The organism is Halomonas sp. TP35, from assembly GCF_052375975.1.
GTDB lineage: Bacteria > Pseudomonadota > Gammaproteobacteria > Pseudomonadales > Halomonadaceae > Vreelandella > Vreelandella citrativorans.
Genome location: NZ_JBQSUZ010000003.1, coordinates 203883 through 227532, shown reverse-complemented (window position 1 = coordinate 227532; position 23650 = coordinate 203883). Strand labels below are relative to the sequence as shown.

At 53.2% G+C, this 23650-nt stretch carries 22 protein-coding genes; 11 read left to right on the top strand and 11 right to left on the bottom strand.

What is annotated here, in order from left to right; all coding sequences use genetic code 11:
- Positions 1-214: 214 nt before the first annotated feature.
- A protein-coding gene (locus ACT3RU_RS06370; RefSeq protein WP_153844041.1) for an IS3 family transposase occupies positions 215-1347 on the bottom strand; the annotation gives its coding sequence in 2 pieces (ribosomal slippage) (positions 215-1077 and positions 1077-1347; 1134 coding nt in all).
- A gap of 102 nt (positions 1348-1449) precedes the next feature.
- Positions 1450-1722, bottom strand: coding sequence for a hypothetical protein (locus tag ACT3RU_RS06365; protein WP_483392586.1), 273 nt, complete (start codon positions 1720-1722; stop codon positions 1450-1452).
- A gap of 155 nt (positions 1723-1877) precedes the next feature.
- On the opposite strand from ACT3RU_RS06365, the gene ACT3RU_RS06360 reads away from it, so the two are divergent.
- The 7 genes from ACT3RU_RS06360 (at position 1878) to ACT3RU_RS06330 (ending at position 8267) form a co-directional block, all read left to right on the top strand.
- A complete protein-coding gene (locus tag ACT3RU_RS06360; protein WP_168444423.1) occupies positions 1878-3134 on the top strand; it encodes an ISL3 family transposase in 1257 nt (418 codons plus the stop codon).
- Between the two features lies 1 nt (position 3135).
- Positions 3136-4188, top strand: coding sequence for a glycosyltransferase family 9 protein (locus ACT3RU_RS06355; protein ID WP_483392585.1), 1053 nt, complete (start codon positions 3136-3138; stop codon positions 4186-4188).
- A gap of 74 nt (positions 4189-4262) precedes the next feature.
- The gene (locus ACT3RU_RS06350) at positions 4263-4640 is read left to right on the top strand and encodes a diacylglycerol kinase (protein ID WP_483392584.1); all 378 of its coding nucleotides are present in this window, start codon (positions 4263-4265) and stop codon (positions 4638-4640) included.
- Between the two features lie 137 nt (positions 4641-4777).
- The gene (locus tag ACT3RU_RS06345; protein ID WP_483392583.1) at positions 4778-5308 is read left to right on the top strand and encodes a phosphatase PAP2 family protein; all 531 of its coding nucleotides are present in this window, start codon (positions 4778-4780) and stop codon (positions 5306-5308) included.
- A 24-nt stretch (positions 5309-5332) separates the two neighbouring features.
- Complete coding sequence (locus tag ACT3RU_RS06340) at positions 5333-7000, top strand: phosphoethanolamine transferase (protein WP_483392582.1); 1668 nt, start codon at positions 5333-5335, stop codon at positions 6998-7000.
- 75 nt (positions 7001-7075) lie between these two features.
- On the top strand, positions 7076-7444 hold the full coding sequence (locus tag ACT3RU_RS06335; protein ID WP_483392581.1) for a hypothetical protein: 369 nt from the start codon (positions 7076-7078) through the stop codon (positions 7442-7444).
- A gap of 259 nt (positions 7445-7703) precedes the next feature.
- Positions 7704-8267 carry a manganese efflux pump MntP gene (locus tag ACT3RU_RS06330; protein WP_483392580.1) on the top strand — a complete coding sequence of 188 codons (564 nt, stop codon included), beginning with the start codon at positions 7704-7706 and terminating at the stop codon, positions 8265-8267.
- 403 nt (positions 8268-8670) lie between these two features.
- On the opposite strand, the gene ACT3RU_RS06325 is transcribed toward ACT3RU_RS06330, so the two are convergent.
- From ACT3RU_RS06325 to ACT3RU_RS06310, 4 genes are read right to left on the bottom strand one after another with little or no spacing between them, the layout of a single operon-like run.
- Positions 8671-9714, bottom strand: a complete 1044-nt coding sequence (locus ACT3RU_RS06325) for a L,D-transpeptidase family protein (protein ID WP_483392579.1) — start codon at positions 9712-9714, stop codon at positions 8671-8673.
- A gap of 53 nt (positions 9715-9767) precedes the next feature.
- Positions 9768-11300 carry an apolipoprotein N-acyltransferase gene (gene lnt / locus ACT3RU_RS06320; protein WP_085920376.1) on the bottom strand — a complete coding sequence of 511 codons (1533 nt, stop codon included), beginning with the start codon at positions 11298-11300 and terminating at the stop codon, positions 9768-9770.
- 4 nt (positions 11301-11304) lie between these two features.
- Entirely contained in the window at positions 11305-11808 is a 504-nt protein-coding gene (gene lspA / locus ACT3RU_RS06315) for a signal peptidase II (RefSeq protein ID WP_085920375.1), read from the bottom strand.
- Positions 11805-13991 (bottom strand): heavy metal translocating P-type ATPase, encoded by a 2187-nt coding sequence (locus ACT3RU_RS06310; RefSeq protein ID WP_483392578.1) that lies wholly within the window; start codon positions 13989-13991, stop codon positions 11805-11807. The genes lspA and ACT3RU_RS06310 overlap by 4 nt, the downstream gene beginning before the upstream one ends.
- Positions 13992-14077: 86 nt before the next feature.
- Here ACT3RU_RS06310 and ACT3RU_RS06305 point away from each other — a divergent pair, with 86 nt between their 5' ends.
- Complete coding sequence (locus ACT3RU_RS06305; RefSeq protein WP_092825635.1) at positions 14078-14536, top strand: MerR family transcriptional regulator; 459 nt, start codon at positions 14078-14080, stop codon at positions 14534-14536.
- A 29-nt stretch (positions 14537-14565) separates the two neighbouring features.
- Here ACT3RU_RS06305 and ACT3RU_RS06300 read toward each other — a convergent pair whose 3' ends face one another.
- From ACT3RU_RS06300 to ACT3RU_RS06285, 4 genes are all read right to left on the bottom strand, one after another.
- On the bottom strand, positions 14566-15348 hold the full coding sequence (locus ACT3RU_RS06300; protein ID WP_092825637.1) for a ZIP family metal transporter: 783 nt from the start codon (positions 15346-15348) through the stop codon (positions 14566-14568).
- Positions 15349-15458: 110 nt separating this feature from the next.
- Complete coding sequence (locus ACT3RU_RS06295; protein WP_483392577.1) at positions 15459-16448, bottom strand: M23 family metallopeptidase; 990 nt, start codon at positions 16446-16448, stop codon at positions 15459-15461.
- Positions 16448-17125 carry a DsbA family protein gene (locus ACT3RU_RS06290; RefSeq protein ID WP_483392576.1) on the bottom strand — a complete coding sequence of 226 codons (678 nt, stop codon included), beginning with the start codon at positions 17123-17125 and terminating at the stop codon, positions 16448-16450. The genes ACT3RU_RS06295 and ACT3RU_RS06290 overlap by 1 nt, the downstream gene beginning before the upstream one ends.
- A 111-nt stretch (positions 17126-17236) precedes the next feature.
- On the bottom strand, positions 17237-18151 hold the full coding sequence (locus ACT3RU_RS06285) for a cation diffusion facilitator family transporter (RefSeq protein WP_483392575.1): 915 nt from the start codon (positions 18149-18151) through the stop codon (positions 17237-17239).
- A gap of 204 nt (positions 18152-18355) precedes the next feature.
- Between ACT3RU_RS06285 and ACT3RU_RS06280 the strand changes: the two genes are divergently transcribed.
- On the top strand, positions 18356-19276 hold the full coding sequence (locus ACT3RU_RS06280) for a bile acid:sodium symporter family protein (RefSeq protein WP_483392574.1): 921 nt from the start codon (positions 18356-18358) through the stop codon (positions 19274-19276).
- A gap of 338 nt (positions 19277-19614) precedes the next feature.
- On the opposite strand, the gene ACT3RU_RS06275 is transcribed toward ACT3RU_RS06280, so the two are convergent.
- Positions 19615-20337 (bottom strand): cytochrome c biogenesis CcdA family protein, encoded by a 723-nt coding sequence (locus ACT3RU_RS06275; RefSeq protein WP_483392573.1) that lies wholly within the window; start codon positions 20335-20337, stop codon positions 19615-19617.
- Between the two features lie 319 nt (positions 20338-20656).
- On the opposite strand from ACT3RU_RS06275, the gene ACT3RU_RS06270 reads away from it, so the two are divergent.
- Together ACT3RU_RS06270 and ACT3RU_RS06265 are read left to right on the top strand one after the other, a co-directional pair.
- The gene (locus ACT3RU_RS06270; RefSeq protein ID WP_483392572.1) at positions 20657-21064 is read left to right on the top strand and encodes a heavy metal-responsive transcriptional regulator; all 408 of its coding nucleotides are present in this window, start codon (positions 20657-20659) and stop codon (positions 21062-21064) included.
- A gap of 80 nt (positions 21065-21144) precedes the next feature.
- Complete coding sequence (locus ACT3RU_RS06265; RefSeq protein ID WP_483392571.1) at positions 21145-23619, top strand: heavy metal translocating P-type ATPase; 2475 nt, start codon at positions 21145-21147, stop codon at positions 23617-23619.
- Positions 23620-23650: the final 31 nt, after the last annotated feature.

The window sequence follows — 23650 nt, the reverse complement described above, 5'->3', positions numbered from 1 at the left end:
GACTGCATACACGATATTTTATAAATTTTAATTTGTTACCAACTTTTTTAATATAGTATTTATCTGATTTTATTATTATTTTTATTTTTGTTACCGACTTTATTTTTCTCTCCGAAAGTTTTCAGTCCATATGATGGGGGTTTCATGAGGTGGACCCATTCCGTTGGACAACCTGATCGTGTCCTTAAGCTCTGATCCGGTTGTTTCCCTTGGCTCAGGCTGCCAAGGATAGGGGGTGTCCGTAGTACACCTCATCGGGTGTTTGGTACTCAAGGGTTTGGTGGTATCGGTTCTGATTGTAATGCCGGAAGTAGCGGTTGAGCGCCTGTTTCAGGTGCTGTCCGTCCTCGAAGGCGGTGAGGTAGACGCACTCGTGCTTCACGCTGCGCCAGAGCCGTTCCACAAAGATGTTGTCATGGTAGCAGCCCTTGCCGTCCATGCTGATCCGGATGCTGTGCTCCTTCAGTACCGCTGTAAAAGCGTCGCTAGTGAATTGGGCGCCTTGATCGGTATTGAAGATCTCCGGCGTCCCGTGGCGCTGTAGAGCCTCCTCCAGGGCATCAATGCAGAAGTTCGTGTCCATGGTGTTGGAGACCCGCCAGGACAGCACTTTGCGGCTGTACCAGTCGATGATGGCGACCAGGTACATGAAGCCCCGAGCCAGCGGAATATACGAAATATCAGTCGCCCACGCCTGGTTGGGACGATCGATCGCCAGCCCCTTGAGCAAGTACGGGTAAATCTTGTGCCCATCGCCGGGAATACTGGTTCTGGGGCGCGAATACACGGCCTGGATACCCATGGTGCGCATCAGCCGTTGCACCCGCTTCCGGTTGACCCGGTAGCCTTGGTGCTGCAAGTGAACCCGCATCTTGCGGGCGCCATAGTACGGCGTTTCCAGGTGCTGCTGGTCAATCAGATACATTAGTTCCAGATCCTCCTGACGTGGCTCACGAGGGACGTAATACACTGATGAGCGGCTCAGTTTGAGCAGCTCACATTGGCGCGAAATGCTGATGTGGGGATCCGCTCGCTCGATCATCGCCAACCGGCGCTGACGGCTTACTGATCGAGCTTGCGCGACAAAAAATCACGTTCCACCGTCAGCCGGCCAATCTCGCGATAGAGTTCATCAGCGCTGGGCTCGTCGGTCTGTTTGGCGGTCTTCTTCTTGCCCTCGAAGAGCTCAGGAGCGTTCTCCAGCAGTTCACGCTTCCAGGTGCTGACCATGGTGGGATGGATCTGGAACCGGGCAGCAATCTCGGAGGTGGTCTCGTCACCTTTGAGGGCGGCCAGGGCGACTTTAGACTTGAATGATGCGCTGTACTGCTTGCGTTTCTTGCTCATGACTCTCCTCCTTGTGGAGATGATGAATCAGAGCTTAGGCACCTGTCCAAATTTCGGGGTCCACTTCATCATGGCGAATTTGTAACCAACTTTATTATTCTCCTACAGCAAGCGCGTCTGAGTCATGTATTCATGGCGCTCACTGGCATGCAGCCGACGCTGTACCCGTGTGGCGGCTAACGCAAGCAACGCAGTCAACACGGCAACGCCACCAATCAGGTAGATAATCCATTGAGAAGCTGGTGATACCGAGGGCGTCACGGCATCCGCCGTTGGCACAAACCAGACGGTTTGCATGGCGACGTAATGCATCCCAATTACGGCAGTAGAAAAGCACAAGGCTGCAATAAAGGCGCAGGTTCTGGCGCGCCTCATGCCCCACTCATGCTGGCATAAGCGGTAGGCGTAGACGCACGCCATGCCTAATCCCACCGCGACCAGCTGCGATAATAGGCTCTTCGACGCTGAGTGTGGAATTCTTACCCTGAGCTAGGCCAGAATATAGTCTCCACAACGGCAGTAGGTATGACATGGACGGCACCCAAATTCTGGCGCTCGGCCTGGGCCTAGAAGCGCCCTGGATCCTCAAGAACCAGCACCTGGATACCTCCGTGTCGCCCCACCGCCTGGATCTCTATGTCGAGGCGGAGCGAGGCAGTCTCTATCCCTGTCCGGAGTGCGGTAAGGCCTGCCAAGCTCACGATTTTGCCGACAAAACCTGGCGACATCTGAACTTCTTTCAGCACCACTGTTACCTGCATGCTCGCGTGCCTCGCACGAAGTGTCCTGAGCATGGCGTCAAACGCATAGAGGTGCCCTGGGCGCGGCCGGGCAGCGACTTCACCCTGCTGTTTGAGCAAGCGGCCATGTCACTGGTCAAGGAGATGCCGGTGCTGGCCGTCTCCCGCCAGTTGGAGATTTCCGACAAACGACTATGGCGCATCGTGCATCACTACGTGGGCCGAATGCTGGGGGAACTGGATCTGTCCGAGGTGGCGACGGTCGGCGTGGACGAAACCGCGTCCCGGCGCGGCCATCACTACGTCACAGTGTTCCTCGACATGCAGCGCAAGCAGGAACCGGTGATCTTCGCTGTTCCAGGCTGCGGCAAGGATGCCATCCAAGCATTTAGTGCCTTCCTGACAGCCCATGGCGGCGATACGGACAATGTGGTCGAGGTAGTCTGCGACATGTCGCCCGCCTTCCTTAGCGGCATCACCGAGCATCTTCCCAAGGCCGAGGTAACGGTCGACTGGTTCCATATCGTGCAGACCTTTACCAAGCGGCTGGACGAGGTACGCAAGAAAGAGCGCCGCGAGCAGGAACACCCTAAATCGCTGCGCTGGGCACTGCTGAAAAATCTGGACAACGAGAATCTGAGACCTCAACAGTTGGCGGCGCTCCAGGAGTTGGTAGCTGATCAGAGCGCCACGGCCGATGCCTGGATAATCAAGGAAAAGCTACGCTGGATCCAGAAGGCCCCAACTCACAGAGCGGCTCAGTGGCGCATCACGAACTACCTCAAGGTCATGCAAGCGGCGGTTTCTGAAAAGCCACTACTGAAGCCGATGGGAAAGGCCTTGGCGACACTTGAGCGGCACGCGGAAGCAGTGGTCAGGCGCTGGCACTCGGGGCTGACGAACGCAAGACTGGAAGGGATGAACGGCCTGTTTCAGGCGGCTCGGTCACGCGCACGTGGCTATCGGAACGAGGCTAACTTCATCGCCATGATCTACCTGATTGGCAGCCCGGCGGGCCGCCTATTCGATCAGGCCAAATCCACATGAAGTGACGAAGAACCAAATTTTAATAATTCGCCCCAATTTTCGTCTGGGCAACGCGCTAATCAGTACCCCTGTCATCGATGCTTTTCGTGACCGTTTTCCTTCCGCGCGCATCGACTATTTAGCAACTGATAAAACATGGCCACTGTTGCAGCAACGTCCTGTTGATCATTTTCATTTACTGTCGAGAGCCGCCATTCTTCGACCTTGGCAGTATGTGACACTATTACGACGTTTACGAGCACAAAGCTATGACCTGGCGGTACAAGTGAGTGGAGGATCAACGAGCGGTTTTATAGTGACCCGGTTAATAGGGGCACGGTACAGCATGGGTTCAGGTAAAGGTCACCAGCGCTGGTACAACATTGAGGTGGAAGGTAAGTCATCACATGCCTACGATGCCATCGTTAATTTGACACGACCGCTCGGTGTTGCTTGTCGTAATCGGCCATTGCTCCGGCTAACAGAGCAGGAACGCTATCAGGCCATGACGAAGATACGACAGCTATTCAGTCTGCATGGCGACCACCCAGCAGATACCGACTTTATTGCGATCTTCGTCGGCGGGCATCAAGACAAACGTTTGCCGTTGGCATTTTGGCTAATGCTCATCGATGTCATGGAAGCCCGCAAAATACGCTATGTCGTTTTCCTTGGGCCAGAGGAGTTGAGGCTTCTAGCACCTATTGAGCAGCGTTTGATGTCATCACTATATGGCAACTTATGCCCACCGTTGTCTATCCGTCACTTTGCCGCTGTTCTAGGGCGAGCTCGGTTACTCGTGACACCAGACTCCGGGCCTATGCACTTAGCGGCAGCACTCGATATCGCCACCATTTCCCTAGTACGACAGAAAAAATCACTCGCCTTCGTACCACGGGAAGACTATGACACTATTCTGTGGCGCCCAGAGATCAGCACGGTAATAGACGCTATCCGCGCTAATATTGACGGACAAAACGCAACGGCTCCCGTTCAATCGGCCTCGGCAACAAACCAACCAACACAGTGGGTTAGAACACCACCCAGCGCTGCCCCTTTGTATTCTAGCTACTGAATTAAAGCGCATAACTGTTCGTTAAGTTTTGTCCTTTATAGTGACCCTACTGTTACGTTATCGAGAGTACTGTCTTGCCTATTTCAACGACGTCAAAACCTAATGGCACGGGTGTCAAACGCATCTGCCGCGCTTCTATTAATGCAGTATCGGGTTTAAAAGCTTGCTGGATAAATGAATCTGCCTTTAGACAAGAGGTGATGCTATGCCTCGTCCTCTATCCTTTTATATTTTTTGTTAATGCCACTTCTGTAGAAAAAGCATTGCTTTTTTCTTCACTCACCCTTGTAGTGATAGTGGAACTCATTAACTCCGCCATCGAAATCTCCATTGACCGTATTGGACTAGAACATAACGAACTTAGCGGGCGTGCTAAAGACATGGGGGCTGCCGCCGTCATGATGACCATTTTTATGATGATGGGTGTGTGGCTATGCGTACTGCTCTACTAAATTTTTTCAAACCCGTAGCATCCACATGGCTTTTATTTATAATCGCCATGTCGGTCTTCAATATTTTAAAAATAGATTTTACGATAACTGACGTTATATATCGCTTACAGGGTAATGCCTGGGCGTGGAAAGATACCTTGATTACCCAAGATGTTCTTCACAAAGGCGGTAAATGGCTAAGCTTAGCGATGGGTTTAGTCACACTCCTCCTTTTGATACTAAGCACCGTGGTAACTCGTTTTAAAGCGTATCGCACGCCGCTTTTATATCTTTTTTCCGCAACGCTTCTTTCTACGCTGCTTGTCGCAACGCTTAAACAACTTGTGAACATGGAATGCCCTTGGGATTTAGTTCGCTATGGCGGGGAACGAGACTTTATTGGCTTGCTCAATACACGGCCTTCCTCCATGCCAGCATCCGCCTGCTTTCCCGCCGGGCATGCCAGCGCAGGCTATACGTGGATAGCCCTCTACTTCTTTTTTGCCGCCATACGGCCCGACTGGCGATGGGCAGGGCTTGCACTGGGTTTAGGGCTTGGCCTTACGTTTGGGATCACTCAACAGTTCCGCGGGGCGCACTTTCTCTCCCACGACCTCTGGACCGTCATGTTTTGTTGGACCGTAAGCTTTGTTCTTTCAAGATTCTTATTACACGCCAGCGTTCATTAATCTTTTCATACAGAGAGCCTTTCGATGCCCCCTTTACTATCATTGCCTTCAAAAATTGTTGGCACCGCTTGGCATTATCGCCCGACATTAAGCACGGAGCAGCTTGTCTTATGGGTCGTTGTCATATTCAGTGTTTTTTACAATGTCCCTTTTTGGCGGCAAGCCTTTGCTGGCTATGACCCTCTTGCCATCCAAACGTGGCTAACCTTTGCCAATATGTTTTTGGTGATGACCTGCCTGAACTTTTTGGTCTTCATTAGCCTTGCTTTTCGAACGCTGGCAAAACCCTTATTAATCTTACTGTTTCTGATTGCCGCCTTTGTCAGTTACTTTACCAGTTACTACGGCACCTATTTTGACACCTCCATGCTAGACAATGTTCTTCAAACGGACGCTAACGAGGCACAGGAACTTCTCACCGCTGGTTTACTGATTCATTTGGCGATCTTTTTTGGCTTGCCTACCGTCATGATTTGGCGCGTTAACATCACATCTTCAACCTGGAAGAAGGCAATATTGCGTCGCTTGGCTTATTGCCTTGCCAGCACTGTTATATTGCTGTTAGCGCTCTTTTTATCTTATCAAGAAGTGTCATCACTCATGCGTAACAATAAAGAGCTTCGCTACTTGGTGACCCCAGGTAATTATATTGTTTCAATGGTGCAGGCGCTTTCCAGCCAACACGCTTTAGCAAATACGGTGCGCTCCCCAGTGGGTGAGGACGCCCGTATCAGTTCGCAAGCGGGTGACAAACCCACACTGCTCGTCATCGTGGTGGGCGAAACGGTACGGGCGGCGAATTGGGGGTTAAATGGTTATGAACGCCAAACCACACCCAAACTTGCCCAGCAGCCTGACGTTATCAATTTTTCAGATGTTTCCTCATGCGGTACAAGCACAGCGGTCTCATTACCCTGCATGTTTTCATTACCAGGGCGTGCCGATTACGCTAAATCGTATACTCAGCAATATGAATCCTTGCTGGACGTATTAGCCCACGCCGGGTTAGAGGTCACCTGGCTTGATAACCAGTCAGGCTGTAAAGGTGTCTGCGACGGAGTGACGACAGAAGCGCTCTCGCCAGAGGAGTATGCGTCTTTGTGTCAAGATGGGCGATGCTTGGATGAAGCACTGGTTCAAGCCTTGACCAAGCAAATTAGCGGTACCTCAGCTGATCAGGTTGTTGTGCTGCATCAGCTAGGCAACCACGGCCCCAGCTATTACCAACGCTACCCTGATGACTACGAACGTTTTGTTCCCGCTTGCACCACCGCTGATTTAGCCAAGTGCTCAAGAGACGACATTACCAACAGCTACGACAATGCCATTCTGTATACCGACACTGTGTTGGATCAGGTGATTGAGATGTTAAAGCGTCAGGATGACTACGCAACTGCGATGATCTATCTCTCTGATCATGGTGAATCACTGGGTGAAAAAGGCCTATATTTGCACGGCATTCCCTATGCCATTGCTCCCGATGAACAGACCCATGTGCCTATGGTTTGGTGGCTTTCCAACTCATTTTCAAAGCAGCGAGGACTCGATACGGAGTGCTTACGCCTAGTCTCTGATCAAGCCGCTTCCCACGATAACTTATTTCACAGCGTGCTGGGGTTGCTTGGCGTAGCAACGGCCGTATATCAGCAGGCAGAAGATATTAGCCAAACGTGCCGGAGCCTAGCCAATTAATGAATGCTTAAGTGATCGTTAAGTATTCCATGTCAAGCTGCTCTCCACTCTGCTCAACTATCCTGGTGTATGCACATGGTTTTATCGCATCTATTGGACTCCAACCAAGGTTTTTGGAGACGGCTACTACCCAAAAAAATGGCAACAGCAGGGGGCTTGGTAGACGGTGTCAATACCTCTATACATTCTGCTAAATGGCTTTCCTTTAGAGCCAGCGTAGTTTTAATTACTTTACTAGCGACTCTGCTGTGGTTAACGGGAATAGAAAGAATCGAGATCATCATCGCCATATTAAGTGTAACGTCAAGTGGTATGTCACAGTTACTTGGACGTTATTATTCTATCAGTGTATTGAAAGTAGTTGAAAATGATTTGATAGATACGCTCGACGCATTAGGAGCTTCAGGAGTTGGAACCTTAATAATTTTATATCTATTGGGTTAACACAATTAATGTGCACTATTGAAAATAAAATTCACTTATTAATGCAACTAGGCTAAAAATAAAGACTGAGGAAACATGGTTAGCCTATGCTAAGTGTCTTATATAAGACGAACTATATTTTTAACGTTTTGACTTGTTTATTTAGCCGGAAATGATAATGTTGGGAGCCTTTTAATACCCAACGAATTTACTCAAGTATAGCAGTAATTTTGGGTGACTTAGTTTAGAGCGTCTGATTTTCAGCTAGAGACACCATGTTATGACATTTGCCACCATATTGATTTTGGCCTTTTCCATGTCGGCAGACGCCTTCGCTGCTTCCATCAGCAAAGGCGCTGAGCTACAAAAACCCTCGTTTCGGCACGCCGTCAGCATTGGGCTGATATTTGGTACTATCGAGACCATAACACCCCTGCTGGGCTGGTTGGCCGGGGTAGCATCGCAGCGCTTTGTGCAGGCTTGGGATCACTGGGCTGCGTTCTCGATCTTATTGGTTATTGGTTTACATATGGTGTATTCGGGCTTATGCAAAGAAGACAAAATAGCCCAAGAAAAGCAAACACTATGGTTATTGATATTAACGGCTATTGCTACGAGTATTGATGCCATGGCCGTTGGTGCCAGCCTCGCTTTTATTGATGCTAATATCATCGCTACCAGCTTAGCTATTGGTTTAGCCACTACTGTCATGGCATCAATTGGCACCTTGTTGGGTCACCAGCTTGGCAAATACGTTAGCCATTGGGCTGAGCTGATAGGTGGGATCGTTTTAATTGGTATTGGCCTAGGAGTGTTAGCCGAACATACTGCTTTTTTAAATTGATCTTTCCTGGACTGTTTCATTCAGAGACAGTATTAAAGCAATATGTGTAGCAACCCTCTGGGAAAGAGGGCTATTTTGATAAATCACCACGAGTAATGCCTACTTTACTGAAGGCTTTCATCACAGAAGCTTCGCAAGGGAAATTTTCCTTCTTAGGATTAGGGCACTTGAACGTATGGGCCTCCCTGGATAGTGACCAGCTGACTTTGGGATGAGACATGTCCAATCATGGTATCAATTTAAGGTTTAAAAGGACGGCATCCTAGCTGAGTGAGACAAAGCGATTAATCTAAAAATATACTTTATGAAAAGCACGAATTGAAATGAGTCTCCCCACTTTATTGACAGGAGACTACTTCTCTCAACCGACATGTCAGCGCCCAATGGGCTCCTTGTGTGAATGTCACGACCGCTGAGATGAGGGCAAAACCAACTCTTTATAAATGTCTTCGATACTCCCCTCTTCTATGCCGCTACTTTGTGGTTCCTGCTCTTGCTTCGGATTGAGAGGTGTTATAAGCCCGCTGGACGATGCCAGTACGGTGCTGAGCTGCTCATAATCGATGGTTATATTATCGACATTGTATTGGTTGAGACGTGTCATGGTGTCTGACAGTGCAGTCATGCTGTGCTCTTCTTCCCCTAGTGGCGGAAATGCTTGAATCAGCGGCTGTCCATCTTCCAAACCGATTTTAATAGGCTGATTGATGATGTTGACTTGGGTGCCGGGAGGAATGCGGTCAAATATAGATTCGATGTCTTTGGGTAACATGCGAATACAGCCTCGGCTTGCGCGCATGCCAATCCCGTCTGGCTGATTGGTACCATGAATCAAATAGCCATCGAAGCCTAGGATGATGGCATGGTCTCCTAACGGATTATCGGGGCCGGGCGGCACAACGCTTGGCGCGGTTTCGCCGCGTGCTTCCGCTTCGCGTTTTACCGACTCAGGCGGGTACCAGGCAGGATTTTTAATATTCATGGTGGTCTCGGTCACACCGAGAGGAGTATCAAAGCCTTCGCGACCAATGCCAATAGGATAGGTCTCAACGCGCGGTGTCTCACCGTTTTTGACATCTGGGTAGTAGTAAAGCCGCAGCTCGGCGATATTGATGACGATCCCAGTACGCTCGACATTCGGCAGAATGAAACGTCCTGGAATAGTTACTTCCGTGCCCACCCCTGGTACCCAGATGCTGACCTCTGGATTTGCCCGGGTCATCTCCAAATAGCCAAGGTTGTGACGCCTGGCAATATCTATCAAGGTATCGTCGTAATCCTTCACGACGAAGGTGTCAGCCTCGCCGATAATATTGCCTTCCTCAGGTAGCGGGTAGTGCCCCTTGGGCCATTCCGTCTCCTGGGTAGTGGCGGGTTGTGCCGCGATGGCGACAGGGAGCCATGCCAAAGATGAAACCATCACACTCACGATGAAGCCCATCTGCATTGGCGATCGGAGGAGTCTCTTAAGTATTGCTGCGTTATTTACCGAGAGCATCGCTAGGTTCCTTTTTCATCTAATGCGTCGTTTTTTGATCGAGATAAGTTAAGTGGTAATCCGAGCAGCGTCAGCAAGGCAGCGAGTATCCAAGCGGGCCCGCTACCGGTGCGTGCGAAAGGAGTTAGGCCCTGCATCGGGGTCACCTCGCCAGTTAAACTGGCCTGTTCAAACTGTGGGGCACGGGCTGTGACGTGACCTTGTGAATCGATGATGGCCGTCACGCCATTACTGGTAGCTCGAAGTAGGTGACGACCATTTTCAAGGGCACGTAGACGCGCCATTTGAAGATGTTGGTGTGGGCCAATGGAGCGCCCAAACCACGTATCGTTGGAAACCGTTAATAGCAGCTCGGCATTACGCGCCTGTTGGGCGACATGGTCGGCAAAAATGATCTCGTAACAGATGGCAGTGCCAATGGTAGTTCCAGCCACGTGTAACGGAGCCTGTACGTCTGACCCAGGGGTCAGGCGGGGTGCTGGCAAGTCGAAAAAAGCAAGGGTGTCAGCGAGGAGGCTTTGGAATGGCAAATACTCGCCAAAGGGTACTAAGTGCGCTTTCTGGTATTCGCCTTGCACATCATTTAGCCCTATGACGCTGTTATAAGAGCGCCCTTCACCATCGCGTTGCAAAATGCCAGTTAACAAGGCGGTGTCAGGCCCCAGGTCTGACGCTACTTGCTCAAGTATTCGCTGTGCTTCCTGCTCAAGCATGGGAAGGGCTGCCTCGGGCCAAACGATGAGATCGATATCCTTTGCTTGCTCCCGTGTCATCGCCGTGTAGATACTGATCGCCTCGCGCTGCCCTTGTGCAGTCCACTTAATGCGCTGATCAAGATTCCCTTGCAGCAATGCCACCTGGATGGGCTTGCCAGCCGGGGTTGTCCATTGGGCGGGCAATAGGAATGGAACGATCCACAGGCCAGCCATTGGGACGAGAAAAACCCAGCGGCGACGCAGTACCTCTACCCCTAACGTGCCTGTCAGCGCGGTAATGAGTGACAGCAAGTACACACCACCAACGGGCGCCCATGGGGCTAATGGAGAATCTATCTGAGAGGTGCCTAACAATAACCAGGGGAAGCCGGTGAACAACCAGGTGCGTAGCCATTCGCTCATCACCCACATACCGGCAAAGCTAAGAAAGGCTAACCGTGGCCCCGCGATGCGTCGATAGAGCCCAAAGGGGATTGCAAAGAAGAGCGCCAGAGCGCTGACAAAAAGAGTGGTGAGGAGCATCGCCACCAAGGCCCCGGTGCCACCGAAATCGTGAATAGCAACGAAGACCCACGATGTGCCAGAACCGAACAGGCCTACCCCATAGCACCACCCACGCAGGGTGGCCATGGCGGGCGTTAGCGACTGTATCTTCCAATAGACCAGTGCCACGGCCACTGGGCCAAGCCACCATAGGGAAAAGGGGGCGGCACTCAAGGTGGTCAATACCCCAGCGGCGAGCGCTACAACGCAATCGACTATTGGTGAAAGTCGCCCAGCAAAAAGCGTATATTTTTTTTCTTGATCGAGCGAATCCATATCGTTACTCAGTGCGCTTAAAAGCAGGACGCTCACGCCATAACGCCACTGCGTATATCATTACACCTATCAATAACGCGATATCGGCCATGTTAAAGGCGGGCCAATGCCATTCGCCCCAGTAAACGTCCAGATAGTCGACGACGTACCCACGCGCTAAGCGATCAACGGTATTACCGAGTGCGCCGCCAAGAATCAAACTGTACGCACAGGCCTCCAAGCGCGGCAGGGGTTTGCATAGCTGCACGAGCAATACGACGATGACCACCAACGCTAAACCAAGAAAGAGGTAGCGCTGCCAACCACCTGCCTCCGCGAGAAAGCTAAAAGCGGCTCCTGTATTACCGGTGTATACCCAGTTAAAAAACGGCGTTAGCGGGATGACTTGGCCAAACGACATCTGGGCATGCACGATTTCTTTGACAAGTTGATCGGCTAGAGCCATCACGCAAGCGAGTGTGAACCATGGCCAACGACGTGAAGGACTATCGTTTGGCGCTGTTCTCATGACGTTGTTTTTCCTTGAGACAGGCCTGTCAACGCGGTATTGGGCGAAAAGCGGTAACCCAGCAGTCGCATGGCGTTCAACGTCACCAGAACGGTAGCACCGGTATCGGCCATCACCGCAATCCACATACCGGTAATACCCAGAGCCGTCGTGACTAGGAAAATGGCTTTTAAGCCAAGGGCGAGAACAACGTTGGTTTTCACATTGCGCAGCGTGGCACGAGAGAGGTCTATCAGCTCAGCGATGCCGGTAACGCGGCTCTTGAGCAAGGCTGCATCGGCGGTTTCCAACGCCACATCCGTGCCGCCCCCCATGGCGATACCGACATCGGCTGCCGCGAGCGCCGGTGCATCGTTGATGCCATCACCTACTTTACCGATGGGGCCACGGCCTGCCGCTTGCCAGTCTCGAACATAGGCTGCCTTGTCTTCAGGCATCAGTTCGCCGTACGCTTCAATGCCTAAGCGACCCCCAGTGGCAGCGACGGTGCGGGCATTATCACCGCTGAGCATGACCGCCTGTACGCCTAAACGCGATAGCGCCGCTAGGCCTTCAAGGGCATCTTCGCGTGGCTCATCGCGAACAGCGATCAAGCCCAACAAACGCTCGCCTTCGACGAGGAGAGCGAGGCTCTTGCCGGCTTCTTCTAACGCGACAATCCGAGCACTGAGACTTTCATCAAGGATGACCTGCTCGTGAAGGTGACGAGGCGTTATTAAGCTCAGCTCGCGACCCTCCACCTGGCCTGAGATACCGCGCCCCGCCAGAGCGCGGCTGCCGGTGGCGGTGGGGAGGTTTAGGCCCGACTGTCGGGCATGCTCAACGATAGCCGTGGCGATAGGGTGACTGGAATCTCGCTCTATCGCGGCGGCAAGCCGTAATACATCGTCATCGTTTCCCTCGGTGATCCAAGATTCCACATCCGTGACTCTTGGGGTACCCGCAGTCAGGGTGCCCGTCTTGTCTAATGCCACCAAACGAAGCTTACCTAACTGTTCAAGAACGGCTCCCCCTTTGATCAGTAGGCCGCGCCGAGCGCCCGCCGAGAGACCTGCGGCGATGGCGGCTGGGGTAGAAATGACCAACGCGCAGGGGCATGCGATTAACAGCAATGCTAACGCACGGTAAATCGACTCCGACCATGCCATGGTCGATACCAGCGGTGGCACTATCGCCATCAGGAGGGCGAGTAAGACGACGGCGGGCATATAGTAATACGCAAAACGATCAATGAAGCGTGCTATCGGTGCCTTGGCGGCCTGTGCTTCTTCAACTAGGCGAATAACGCGTGCGATCGTATTGTCATCAGCGCCTCGTGTTACCTCCACTTCCAGGGCGGCATCAAGATTCACTGTGCCAGCAAAAATGTCATCACCAGGCGCTCGCGAACGGGGGATGGACTCGCCGTTTACCGGCGACTCGTCAAGGTCGGACGTGCCCACCAGGATGCGTCCATCGCAAGGAACGCGATCACCGGGCCGCACCAGCACACGCTGACCGGGTTTAAGTGACTCCGCCGAGACGTCACGCAGATGGCCATTGTCCATCAGCCTCGCCGTTGAGGGTGTTAAATTTGCCAAGGCTGAGATACTGCGGCGCGCCCGTGAAGCAGCTACCCCTTCGAGTAGCTCACCTACGGCGAACAAGAACACGACCATCGCAGCTTCAGCGGCAGCATCGATGGCCAATGCGCCAAGCGCAGCGATGCACATCAGCATCTCGATGGTAAAGGGATTGCGCATCTTGAGAGCGCCCCAGGCACTCTGCGCAATGGGCATTAAGCCGACCAGCGTGGCCAAAATGAAAGGCATATTACCCAGCGCAGGCCATGCCAAACGAAGCGCGAAGGCCACTATCAGCAGATTGCCTGTGATAATGACCAAGCGCCCTTTAGCGGTTTGCCACCAAGAGGGTGAAGCACCAGATGCGCGTGTTTGGCCATCATGGGAAGCCACTTGATAGCCTAGTTCGTTCAGGATGCCATCAATGGTTTTTCGCGAGGGGGCCCCGTGATCGTGGTGGTGAATCTTCACCGATCCCGTGACCGAGCTTGCCGTGACTTCCTCAATGCCTTCCAGCCGCTCTAGCGCCGACACAACCTTGCGCTCACAACCGCCGCAGTCCATGCCTTCAACACGCAGCGTCAAGGTGGTAGGCGCTGTTGTCGGCGTTGATGTTTTCATGGTGCCTCTCCTCCCAATGGGCTATGGTTTTGAAGTGTAAACCTTGTAGCAACTACAGCTTCAAGCCCTGCATAAGGAGTTTTACCATGTCAATGATGGGGCAAAGTATCAGCATTGGTGAGTTAGCACGACGAGCCGATTGCAAACCTGAAACGGTTCGTTATTACGAGCGTATTGGGCTGCTGCGCGATGCGACACGAACCGGCGGGGGGCAACGCCGCTATGGAGAAGACGCAGTACGGCGTTTGACCTTCATTCGCCATGCCCGAGACTTTGGCTTTTCGGTGGAGTCAGTGCGAGAGCTTTTGGCCATGTCAGATCAACCTGATATGTCTTGCCAAGAAGTCGATGCCATCGCCACGCATCACCTAAAGAAAGTGGAGTCCCGCCTTCGACGTCTGTCCGCACTGCGTGAGGAGCTTCAACGGATGGTCACGCAGTGTGCCGGTGGCAAAGTGGAAAGCTGCCGAATTATTGAGGTCATCAGTGATCATCAGCTCTGTGTCACTGAAAACTCGCATGGAGGGGCTCACGACTTGGGTTAGAATCAACGTGACTCTCCCCTCCCAATGGGTTAGCCCAGCGAGACATCCAAAAACAGCATGAGTACCAATCCGATGGAAAGGCCCAGCGTGGCCTTTTTTTGGTGCCCGCTCCGATGAGTTTCGGGAATAATCTCATGACTGATCACATACAACATCGCTCCCGCCGCAAAGGCCAATCCCCAGGGAAGTAGCGCTTGTGACATGCTGACGACCCCAGCGCCTAATAAGCCACCCAGCGGTTCAACAAGCCCCGTGAGGGCGGCAATCGTCCATGACCGCCAACGTGAATAACCGACGCTTAGCAGTGATACTGCTACGGCCAGTCCTTCTGGGGCATTCTGAAGTCCAATGCCAATCGCCAGCGGCATGCCTCCTTCGCTTCCCCCTGCGCCGAAGGCCACGCCAACGGCCAGCCCTTCTGGCAGGTTGTGTATCGTAATGGCAATAATAAATAACCAGATACGACGTAATGAGGCAGCCTCCGGCCCTTCTCGTCCCTGCTCGAAGTGCTCATGAGGTAAGAGCTCGTTCAGTAGTGCGACCGTTCCAATCCCTAGCAAGATGGCTGCGCAGGCAATGGCAGCAGGCACAACGCTACCTCCATAACGCAGCTCCGAGGCTTCTAAGGAGGGTATGATCAGCGAGAAGAATGAGGCCGCTAGCATGACGCCAGCGGCGAACCCCAACGCTAAATCGCGAACACCACGATTCGGAGTTTTGGTAAACAAGACGGGAAGCGCACCGATAGCCGTCATCAAGCCCGCCGCAAGGCTTGCCAATACCCCCATGGTGACGAGAGAAACCTCTTCCATATATTACCTATGTAGTGATAGCTGAGTGATCAAATGGCTCGGGTTCCATAAAGAGGCAAGCACACGTTCACGTTGCTAACGATCTATGCAAAGCTGTTAAGCATGGGTCGTTATGGCTCGTTAAACGAGATCAAGTCATAAATGGACGCCGTGCCGATAGCATGTTCCAAGCGATCTCTTGCCTCGTAAAGTGACGCTTGATATTCACTCTGAGTCGGCTGTTCGCCCAACATGATGCGCTGACCTTGATCAAGGGGGTCAACAGGCTGGTTATTGACTCTCACTTCGTAATGCAGGTTGGGGCCCGTGGCGACCCCGGACGAACCTACCTCTCCGAGCGACTCCCCCGCGTTGACTAAATCCCCAACCACTAACTGTGGGGAAAATCGGCTAAGGTGTGTGTAGCGACTCATTGCTCCTGTGTCGTGCTCCACCTCGATCACCTGCCCATATCCCCCTTGGCGACCCATAAAGGATACGCGCCCAGGTGCGGTGGCGATTACCGGTGTTCCCGTCGGTGCAGCTAAGTCAATCCCATTATGAGGACGAACTCCTCCATACACAGGATGTCGCCGATTCCCAAAGCGAGACGTTAAGCGGGCACTAAGCACGGGCAACCGCAACGTGCCTAGTAGGCTGTCGTTTTTGAAAAGAGCTACGTCCCCCTTTTGGGCGACCGGCCATATGACCTCCAAGGGCTCTGCCTGATCAGGCAAAGCCGCATAACTTAGGCGAGGTGGCCCAATGAGGGTGCCGTCCTGGCGTCGATCTTCTTCCCACACTAACTGGATACGTTCACTGCCTGAAAACTCCAGCGGAGATTCGATAAATTCGCTGAGCAGTGTTTCCAATTTAGTGGCGAAACGCGTAGGGACACCTTCTGCTCCTAAAGCCTCGTAGAGGGTGGTATCAATGACGACATCACGCCCAAAGGTTAGGGTATCAACGCTATCGAGCGGCGAGGTAATTTCTTGCTCGTTAGCCGCCTGTGACCTAGCGGGGGTGGGTTCAGATGACGGCAACGAAAGATGCGTTTGCCAATTGGCTTGGGCTAGCAGGGGGTAAAAACCCACTAAGCCTAATAACCACCAGCGCTGCATCACTGACCTTCCTCGTCATCAGAGATCTCCGCTACTTCACTCTCAACGGCATCAATCAGCTCTTGCATACCAAAGGGGTCTAATGGCTCGCCATTGACAAAAAAAGTGGGTGTTTGGCGAATCTGATTGGCTCTGACATCCGCCATGTCTTGGTCTATCACCGCCTGCACCTCAGCAGAAGTAAGTTGCTCTTCGGCAGCGGCACGATCAAGGCCCCCTTGGCTCGCGATATCGAGGATAGCGGATTCATCAAAACTGCCATGCGAGGCCCATTCCTCCTGGCGAGCCAGCAGCCTCTCCAGTACCGGTTCAAAGACGCCCTGACGACGAGCGACTTCTAATACTCGAATGGCCTTGTTTGATACGTCGCCGTGGAAAGGAGTGTAACGCACGATAAGCCGTACTTTTTCTGGGTAGGTTTCCAGAATACTTTTTGTCAGGGGGTAGAAAGCACGGCAGGCTTCGCAAGCCGGATCGAAGAATTCCACAATCGTCACCGGCGCGTCTTCTCGTCCCAAGATGGGGGAGTGTGAACGCACCAAGGAGTCCTCGGCCTGGGCACCACTCTCTTTTGCTGCCTGAGCTTGCATGTCAAAGAGGGCAGGTTTCGATACGGCGACGATCGCAGCGGTCAGCATTAACGTACCGGCCAATATAAAAGACGCTTTTTTGAACATGTTTCTCTCTCTGTCTCAACGATGGGCTAGAAAAGTCGGGTTGCAAAATAAGACAATCGCACGGACTAAGCTGCTCGCTAGCTACCTGAGCCGTGAGTCGACCTCGGTCTGTCACCCATGACCATATAGATTGGCATTTTGATGCGCGTGGTCACTATGCTCAAACTCTAGGCTGGAATGAGCAATATTGAAGCGCGTGTTAATCTGCTCCTTGATCTCTGCTTTGACGGATTCAAGCTGCTGCCAGCCGTTTTCTGTCAGAACTACGTGGCAATCAAGGGCTGCCGTGTTTTCCTGCATCTGCCATAGATGCACATGGTGAATATCCTGGACTCCCTCGATATCTCGTACGGTCTCAACGACTGCCTGCCCGTCGATGTCCGGGGGAGATCCCAGCATTAGCGTACGGATAGGGCCACCAATTTCAGAGAAGGCAAGGTAAAGAATATATAGCGCAATCCCTATCGTGATCGCGGGGTCTACCCAGCGCATGTCGTACAGTAAAATAAGCGAACCACCGATAATCACGGCGATGGAAGCAAACGCATCCGATAAGTTATGCAGAAAAAGGGCGCGGATATTGACACTCCCTTTTTGCATTGACCACGTGAGCATGGCGGTTAGGGCATCGACGACAAGCGCGACGCCACCAATAATCACGATCGTCCATCCCTCTATCTCAGGAGGATCGATCATCCGCATAGCGCCTTCGTAAATCAGGTAGACGCCGACAATAATGAGGGTTGTGTAGTTGATGAGTGCTGCCACTATCTCGATCCGGCCATAGCCAAAAGTCATGTGCGCATCGGCGGGCCGCCTGGCGATTTTACGAGCGGCAAAGGCAATGACTAACGCAGCCATGTCAGAAAAGTTATGTAACGCATCAGCGATCAGCGATAGGCTTCCCGCCATAATACCACCGACGATTTGAGCGATGGTTAAGAGCCCATTGGCCCAAATGGAGATGCTGACGCGCCGGTCGCCAGAGGCAGGATCAATGTGGGGATGATCATGATGATGTCCCATCTGTTACCCTCTCTCGAATTATTGCTTCTTGGCACTATAAAACCTCTAGCAACTAAAGCTTCAACCCTTGAGCATTGTTTATTTGCACCCCTGGATTGGGAAGCACGTCCCTAGCTCCCAAGCGAGTCTTTGTGTGCTGGGCTGAAGGTGATCATGTTTTAGGTGCGGGGCTCAATCCACTTCATCCGGTAACGTCCAACCTCCATGAGTAGATTCATTTATTTTGTCGAGGCGCACCTTGTCTGGTTTGTAATCGTCGTTGCGGGGGTAGGCTTACTTTTTCCGTCCACCGGAATAATGCTTGAGTTCGCGATTGGGCCATTACTGGCATTACTGATGTTGATCATCAGCCTCACATTCGATGCGCATGCAGTGCGCATCGTGTTCCGTAAGCCGTCACGGCAGCTGTTGGCATTGGGGCTGGTCTATGGGCCAATGTCGATTGCCGGGTGGCTAACGGGCCGTCTATTTTTTGGAAGCGGCCCGCTGGCTGTTGGCCAAACTTTGCTCGGCACTCTGCCGACGGATGTGTCCTCTCCTCTTTTGGTACTGATGGCGAAAGGCAATGTGGCGCTTGCCGCTGTTTTCAACGCAGTCAACACTGCGTTTTGTCCGTTTATTGTGCCCTTCCTGTTTTTATGGCTCACCGGCCTCCAGTTAGATGTGCCGCTTGGCTCAATTATTCTTGAATTAACACTAATCGTGCTTGTTCCTACCGTGATTGGGGTCAGCTTGCGGACAAAGTTCTCGGCTTTCTTTGCACGGCATGATTCAGCGTATGCGGGGATAGGGTCAATTTTGTATCTGCTGATCCTACTCGCCGTGGTCGGGCCGAATGCCGCCACGATCATTGGCTATGGTGGGTATGCGTTTGTGATTGCGGGGGCGGCCCTGTGCCTCAATTTGATTGGGTACCTGGTAGGTATGTCCTCACGGTTACTCACCTCCGATCGCAAAGAGGTGATTACCTATCTTTTCACGGTCAGTAAAAAAGAATTCAGCATTGCCGCAGCGTTTGTCGCTGCTTCCGGTTTGCCATCAGAAATCGCGATTCCAGCCGCTTTTTTTGCCGTGATTCAAATGATCACTTCGCCCATCGCAGCAAAGATCCTCACCCGCCACTGAAGGGGTGGCAGTATCGGCTCTCCGTCAGAAGAGGAGACTATTCATAGGCTTCTGCTTAATGATCAGAGTTTCGTCTCGGGATGTACCTAAAATTCGTGAAACCAAGATTATCGACGAGTTCGTCGGGCTGCTTTCGGTGAGACCAGAGGCACAATCGGTTGTGGACTATCCCTTGCCAGGCCGCTGCATGACAGTTCTAGACGCAGTTACTTGGGCAAAATGTAGAGCGGAGGATGCTAGCCAACTTCTCGAGCTTGGCTGAGAAGCTCTTAATATGTTCAGAGTTTTCAACTGTTTGAGTAGGTCAACACTTCTCAGAACTTTATCGAATGGCTAGGTTACCCCAGTGTCGCCAGGGAAGGAAAAAGGTCGACCATGATACTGGAAAGCCGCGTCATGCTACCTGAGACGATGGCGATACCCATCAGAATCACAACCGTGCCCGCGACGGGGCGAGCATAGGCGCTCCACCTTCCTAGGCTTTTCCGGTGCAGAGCGAATCGGTTAATCAGTAAAGTGCTGGCGAGAAAAGGCAGCGCTAGGCCTGTCGAGTAGGCGCTGAGATAAATCATTCCAGCCTGGGCACTCGCAGAATTGGACGTGGACATCAGAATAGCGCCCAGTATAGGGCCGATACAGGGTGTCCAGCCGATAGCAAAGGATATTCCGAACACTGTTGCCGTCAGCGGAGAGCCACCCTGGACGTTGGGTGTGAACTGAAGGGTACGCTGGAAAAACGGCAACCGGAACACACCGGTCATAAACAGGCCCAGCACGATCACTACCGAGCCGGCAACCCAGTTGAATTCCTGACGATACCCCCGCATCAGTTGCCCAAAACTACTGGCACCGAGCCCGAGCAGGACGAATACGATACTGAAGCCGAAGACAAAGAAGGCACTGAGGGTCAATGCCTCTAACCGCCTGTCGGGTTTACCGGCACTTCCGCCTGTGACCACCGATAGGTAGGCCGGCAACAGGGGTAGTGTGCAGGGCGAAAAGAATGAGACCAATCCGCCAATAAAGGCACCGACCAAGCCGATGGAAGAGAGAGATTCCAATGTGTGATCGCTTCCCTGGTGATGAAGACAGGCTGCTCAAGCGGATGACATCCGCAGCCCCGGCGCTGTCGTACGTCATATGTGCCAGGAACCGGCGACGATTCTAAGGCCTCCAGCCACTTCAAGGTCAAGCATTTAACAGTGTAATAAACACCGCGCCGCAAGTTCGGCTGGGGCAGGAAAAGACGCTTGACCCTAAAGTCAGCTTCAAGGTTATGGTTAGATTGAATTACGTGGTATCAGGATGAGGACTGTCGCTATGGCATTATCGCCAGGGCGGCAGGGAGCCCAGTTAAGGGTATCGAGAGAGAAACAAGCCATGCAAACACTGAGTATCGGCGAGCTTGCCGAACGTAGCGGGGTTGCCAGCCAAGCGATCCGATATTACGAGAAAGAAAAGCTCATGCCCGCCCCCCGGCGAACGGAAGCCAACTACCGGCGTTATCCCAAGGATGCCGTGGACAGGCTGCAGTTTATCGTACATGCCAAGCAATGGGGCTTCACGCTTGACGAGATACGTGAGCTGCTGATTCTTCAGGATGCCAACGGCGACCGGGCGCAGGCTAAACGCATCGCCGGGGAGAAGCTGCACAAGATCCGTGAGCAAATCGAACATCTCTCGCGGATAGAAGCCGTATTATCAAAAACACTGGACGAGTGTGCAGGCGAAGGACCTATGCAGGAAGGCTGCCCAATCGTCGAAGCAATTGCAGAGAAGACTGAATGATCGACACCCTCTCGACTGCGAACGTCGGGAACCAAGTTCGCATGTCGGGCCGTCGATAAATTATCTGGGAGATCGTCATTATGGCGCAACACGTCGATATAGAAATTCGTGGTATGTCCTGTGCCTCCTGTATTGGGCGTGTGGAGCGTGCACTCGGGCAGCTGCCAGGCGTGATCAACGCTCAAGTGAACCTCGCCACACAGAAGGCGGCTATCCAGGTCGAAGCTGGTACCGCGACCACTAGCCTATTCGACGCCATTGAAACGGCGGGCTATCAACCGGTAGTGGAAAGCATCGACATACCCGTCATCGGCATGAGTTGCGGATCTTGTGTCTCTCGGATAGAGCGAACGCTAACGAAACTGCCCGGCATGGTGGAAGTAAGTGTTAACCTCGCTACCCAGAAGGCCTTCGTTCGTTTCCTGCCGGGAACCGTTTCGTTAACGCGTATTCAGCATGCCATCCGCGAGGCAGGCTATGAACCGCAGGATACCGATGCGCCGCCACCAACGGACAACGAGGACCAGGAGAGAGCCGAGCTTCGCCGTCGCGTCGTGCTCGCGGCAATATTGACGATTCCGGTGGTCATCATCGCCATGGGGAAAATGATTCCCACTTTTGAAACGCTTTTAACGAGTTTAATGTCGCATCGCGGCTGGATGGGCATCGAGTGGTTGTTGACCACACCGGTGCAGTTCTATGCCGGCGCACGCTTTTATCGTGCCGGCTACGCCGAACTCCGGCACTTTAATCCGGGCATGAACAGCCTTGTCATGATCGGCTCAAGCGCCGCCTATTTCTATTCGGTCGCCGCCCTGCTTGTGCCCGAGCTCTTCCCTACTGGAACCGCCGTGAGCTACTTCGAAGCGGCGGCGGTGATCGTGACGCTAATTCTGCTCGGTCGCTATTTCGAACACATTGCCAAAGGGCGCACCTCAGAAGCAATCAAGAAGCTTCTGCAATTGCAGGCGAAAACCGCCCGCGTCATCCGCGAGGATGAAACCGTCGAGCTGCCTATCGACGCCGTCGTCACGGGCGATCGTATTTTGGTTCGCCCAGGGGAGCGTGTTCCAGTCGATGGCATCGTTGAGGAAGGTCACTCTTACGTTGATGAGTCGATGATCAGTGGTGAGCCAGTGCCGGTCGCCAAACAGAGGGATTGCGAAGTCGTCGGTGGCACTATCAACAAGAATGGCGCACTTACCTTCCGCGCCACGCGGGTCGGTGCCGACACCGTGCTGTCGCAGATCGTCAAGATGGTGGAAGCGGCCCAGGCGGAGAAGCCCCCGATTCAGCAGCTGGCCGACAAGGTTGCCGGGGTGTTCGTACCCCTGGTCATCGCGATCGCCGCGCTTACTTTCGCACTCTGGTTCGTTTTCGGACCGGCGCCGTCGTTGTCCTTTGCTTTCGTCACTACCGTGAGCGTGCTGCTGATTGCCTGCCCCTGTGCAATGGGCCTGGCCACCCCGACGGCGATTATGGTCAGTACCGGTAAAGGGGCCGAGATGGGGGTGCTATTTCGCAAAGGGGCGGCGCTTGAGACGCTGGCCAAGATGAATACGGTGGTGCTGGACAAGACCGGCACTCTGACCCAAGGACGCCCCGAGCTGACCGACTTCGAAGCGATCAACGCTCATGAAAACGAGGTTCTGCGACTAGTCGCGGCGGTGGAAGCGCAAAGCGAGCACCCCATTGCCGAGGCCATCGTCCAGGGCGCCAAGGCCCACGGGTTGGAATTACCCTCGGTCAGTCGCTTTAGTGCCGAGCCTGGCTACGGCATAGAAGCCGAGGTCGACGGCCACTTGGTGCATGTGGGAGCTGATCGTTACATGCGTCGGCTGGAAATCGAGCTCGGCCAGGCAGAAACACGCGCCAAGGTGTTAGCCGAGAACGCCAAGAGCCCGCTCTATGCCGCGGTAGACGGTCAGCTTGCTGCAGTCATCGCGGTGGCGGACCCACTTAAAGAGGGCTCTACCGAGGCCATCGCAGCACTCAAAGCGCAAGGGCTGGAAGTGGCCATGCTCACCGGCGATAACCGTGCCACTGCCGATGCTATCGCCCGACAGGTTGGCATCCACCAAGTTCTCGCTGAGGTGCTGCCCGACCAGAAAGCGGCAGAGATCCGGCGTCTCCAGGCGGAGGGCAAGCGTGTCGCTTTTGTGGGGGACGGGATCAATGATGCACCCGCTTTGGCCCAGGCCGACGTGGGCATTGCGATCGGCACTGGCACCGATATCGCCATCGAGTCCGGCGATGTGGTGTTGATGAGTGGCGATTTGCGAGGCATCGTCAATGCCACGGCGCTCTCCAAGCGTACCCACCGAACTATTATCGGCAATTTCCTCTGGGCCTATGGCTACAACGTAGCGCTAATCCCTGTAGCGGCGGGCGTACTCTATCCGTTCATCGGCGTATTGCTCAGCCCCATGCTGGCGGCGGCGGCCATGAGCGTTTCCAGTGTCTTTGTGCTGACTAACTCGTTGCGGCTACGCCGTTTCATGCCGGATACCAGCAATGCCACACCACGTCCAAACGATGCTGTTCATCGCGCCTAAACCAAACACCGTATTGTTAAAGAGGAATTCA

What these genes read in the sequence shown, in the direction of transcription:
- ACT3RU_RS06290 (WP_483392576.1), bottom strand. Translation starts at nt 17,125, where the DNA reads ATGTTCAAAAAAGCGTCTTTTATATTGGCCGGTACGTTAATGCTGACC.
- ACT3RU_RS06365 (WP_483392586.1), bottom strand. Translation starts at nt 1,722, where the DNA reads ATGAGGCGCGCCAGAACCTGCGCCTTTATTGCAGCCTTGTGCTTTTCT.
- ACT3RU_RS06300 (WP_092825637.1), bottom strand. Translation starts at nt 15,348, where the DNA reads ATGGAAGAGGTTTCTCTCGTCACCATGGGGGTATTGGCAAGCCTTGCG.
- lspA (WP_085920375.1), bottom strand. Translation starts at nt 11,808, where the DNA reads ATGAGAACAGCGCCAAACGATAGTCCTTCACGTCGTTGGCCATGGTTC.
- ACT3RU_RS06360 (WP_168444423.1), top strand. Translation starts at nt 1,878, where the DNA reads ATGGACGGCACCCAAATTCTGGCGCTCGGCCTGGGCCTAGAAGCGCCC.
- lnt (WP_085920376.1), bottom strand. Translation starts at nt 11,300, where the DNA reads ATGGATTCGCTCGATCAAGAAAAAAAATATACGCTTTTTGCTGGGCGA.
- ACT3RU_RS06280 (WP_483392574.1), top strand. Translation starts at nt 18,356, where the DNA reads ATGAGTAGATTCATTTATTTTGTCGAGGCGCACCTTGTCTGGTTTGTA.
- ACT3RU_RS06270 (WP_483392572.1), top strand. Translation starts at nt 20,657, where the DNA reads ATGCAAACACTGAGTATCGGCGAGCTTGCCGAACGTAGCGGGGTTGCC.
- ACT3RU_RS06340 (WP_483392582.1), top strand. Translation starts at nt 5,333, where the DNA reads ATGCCCCCTTTACTATCATTGCCTTCAAAAATTGTTGGCACCGCTTGG.
- ACT3RU_RS06295 (WP_483392577.1), bottom strand. Translation starts at nt 16,448, where the DNA reads ATGCAGCGCTGGTGGTTATTAGGCTTAGTGGGTTTTTACCCCCTGCTA.
- ACT3RU_RS06330 (WP_483392580.1), top strand. Translation starts at nt 7,704, where the DNA reads ATGACATTTGCCACCATATTGATTTTGGCCTTTTCCATGTCGGCAGAC.
- ACT3RU_RS06335 (WP_483392581.1), top strand. Translation starts at nt 7,076, where the DNA reads ATGGTTTTATCGCATCTATTGGACTCCAACCAAGGTTTTTGGAGACGG.
- ACT3RU_RS06265 (WP_483392571.1), top strand. Translation starts at nt 21,145, where the DNA reads ATGGCGCAACACGTCGATATAGAAATTCGTGGTATGTCCTGTGCCTCC.
- ACT3RU_RS06285 (WP_483392575.1), bottom strand. Translation starts at nt 18,151, where the DNA reads ATGGGACATCATCATGATCATCCCCACATTGATCCTGCCTCTGGCGAC.
- ACT3RU_RS06310 (WP_483392578.1), bottom strand. Translation starts at nt 13,991, where the DNA reads ATGAAAACATCAACGCCGACAACAGCGCCTACCACCTTGACGCTGCGT.
- ACT3RU_RS06305 (WP_092825635.1), top strand. Translation starts at nt 14,078, where the DNA reads ATGTCAATGATGGGGCAAAGTATCAGCATTGGTGAGTTAGCACGACGA.
- ACT3RU_RS06325 (WP_483392579.1), bottom strand. Translation starts at nt 9,714, where the DNA reads ATGCAGATGGGCTTCATCGTGAGTGTGATGGTTTCATCTTTGGCATGG.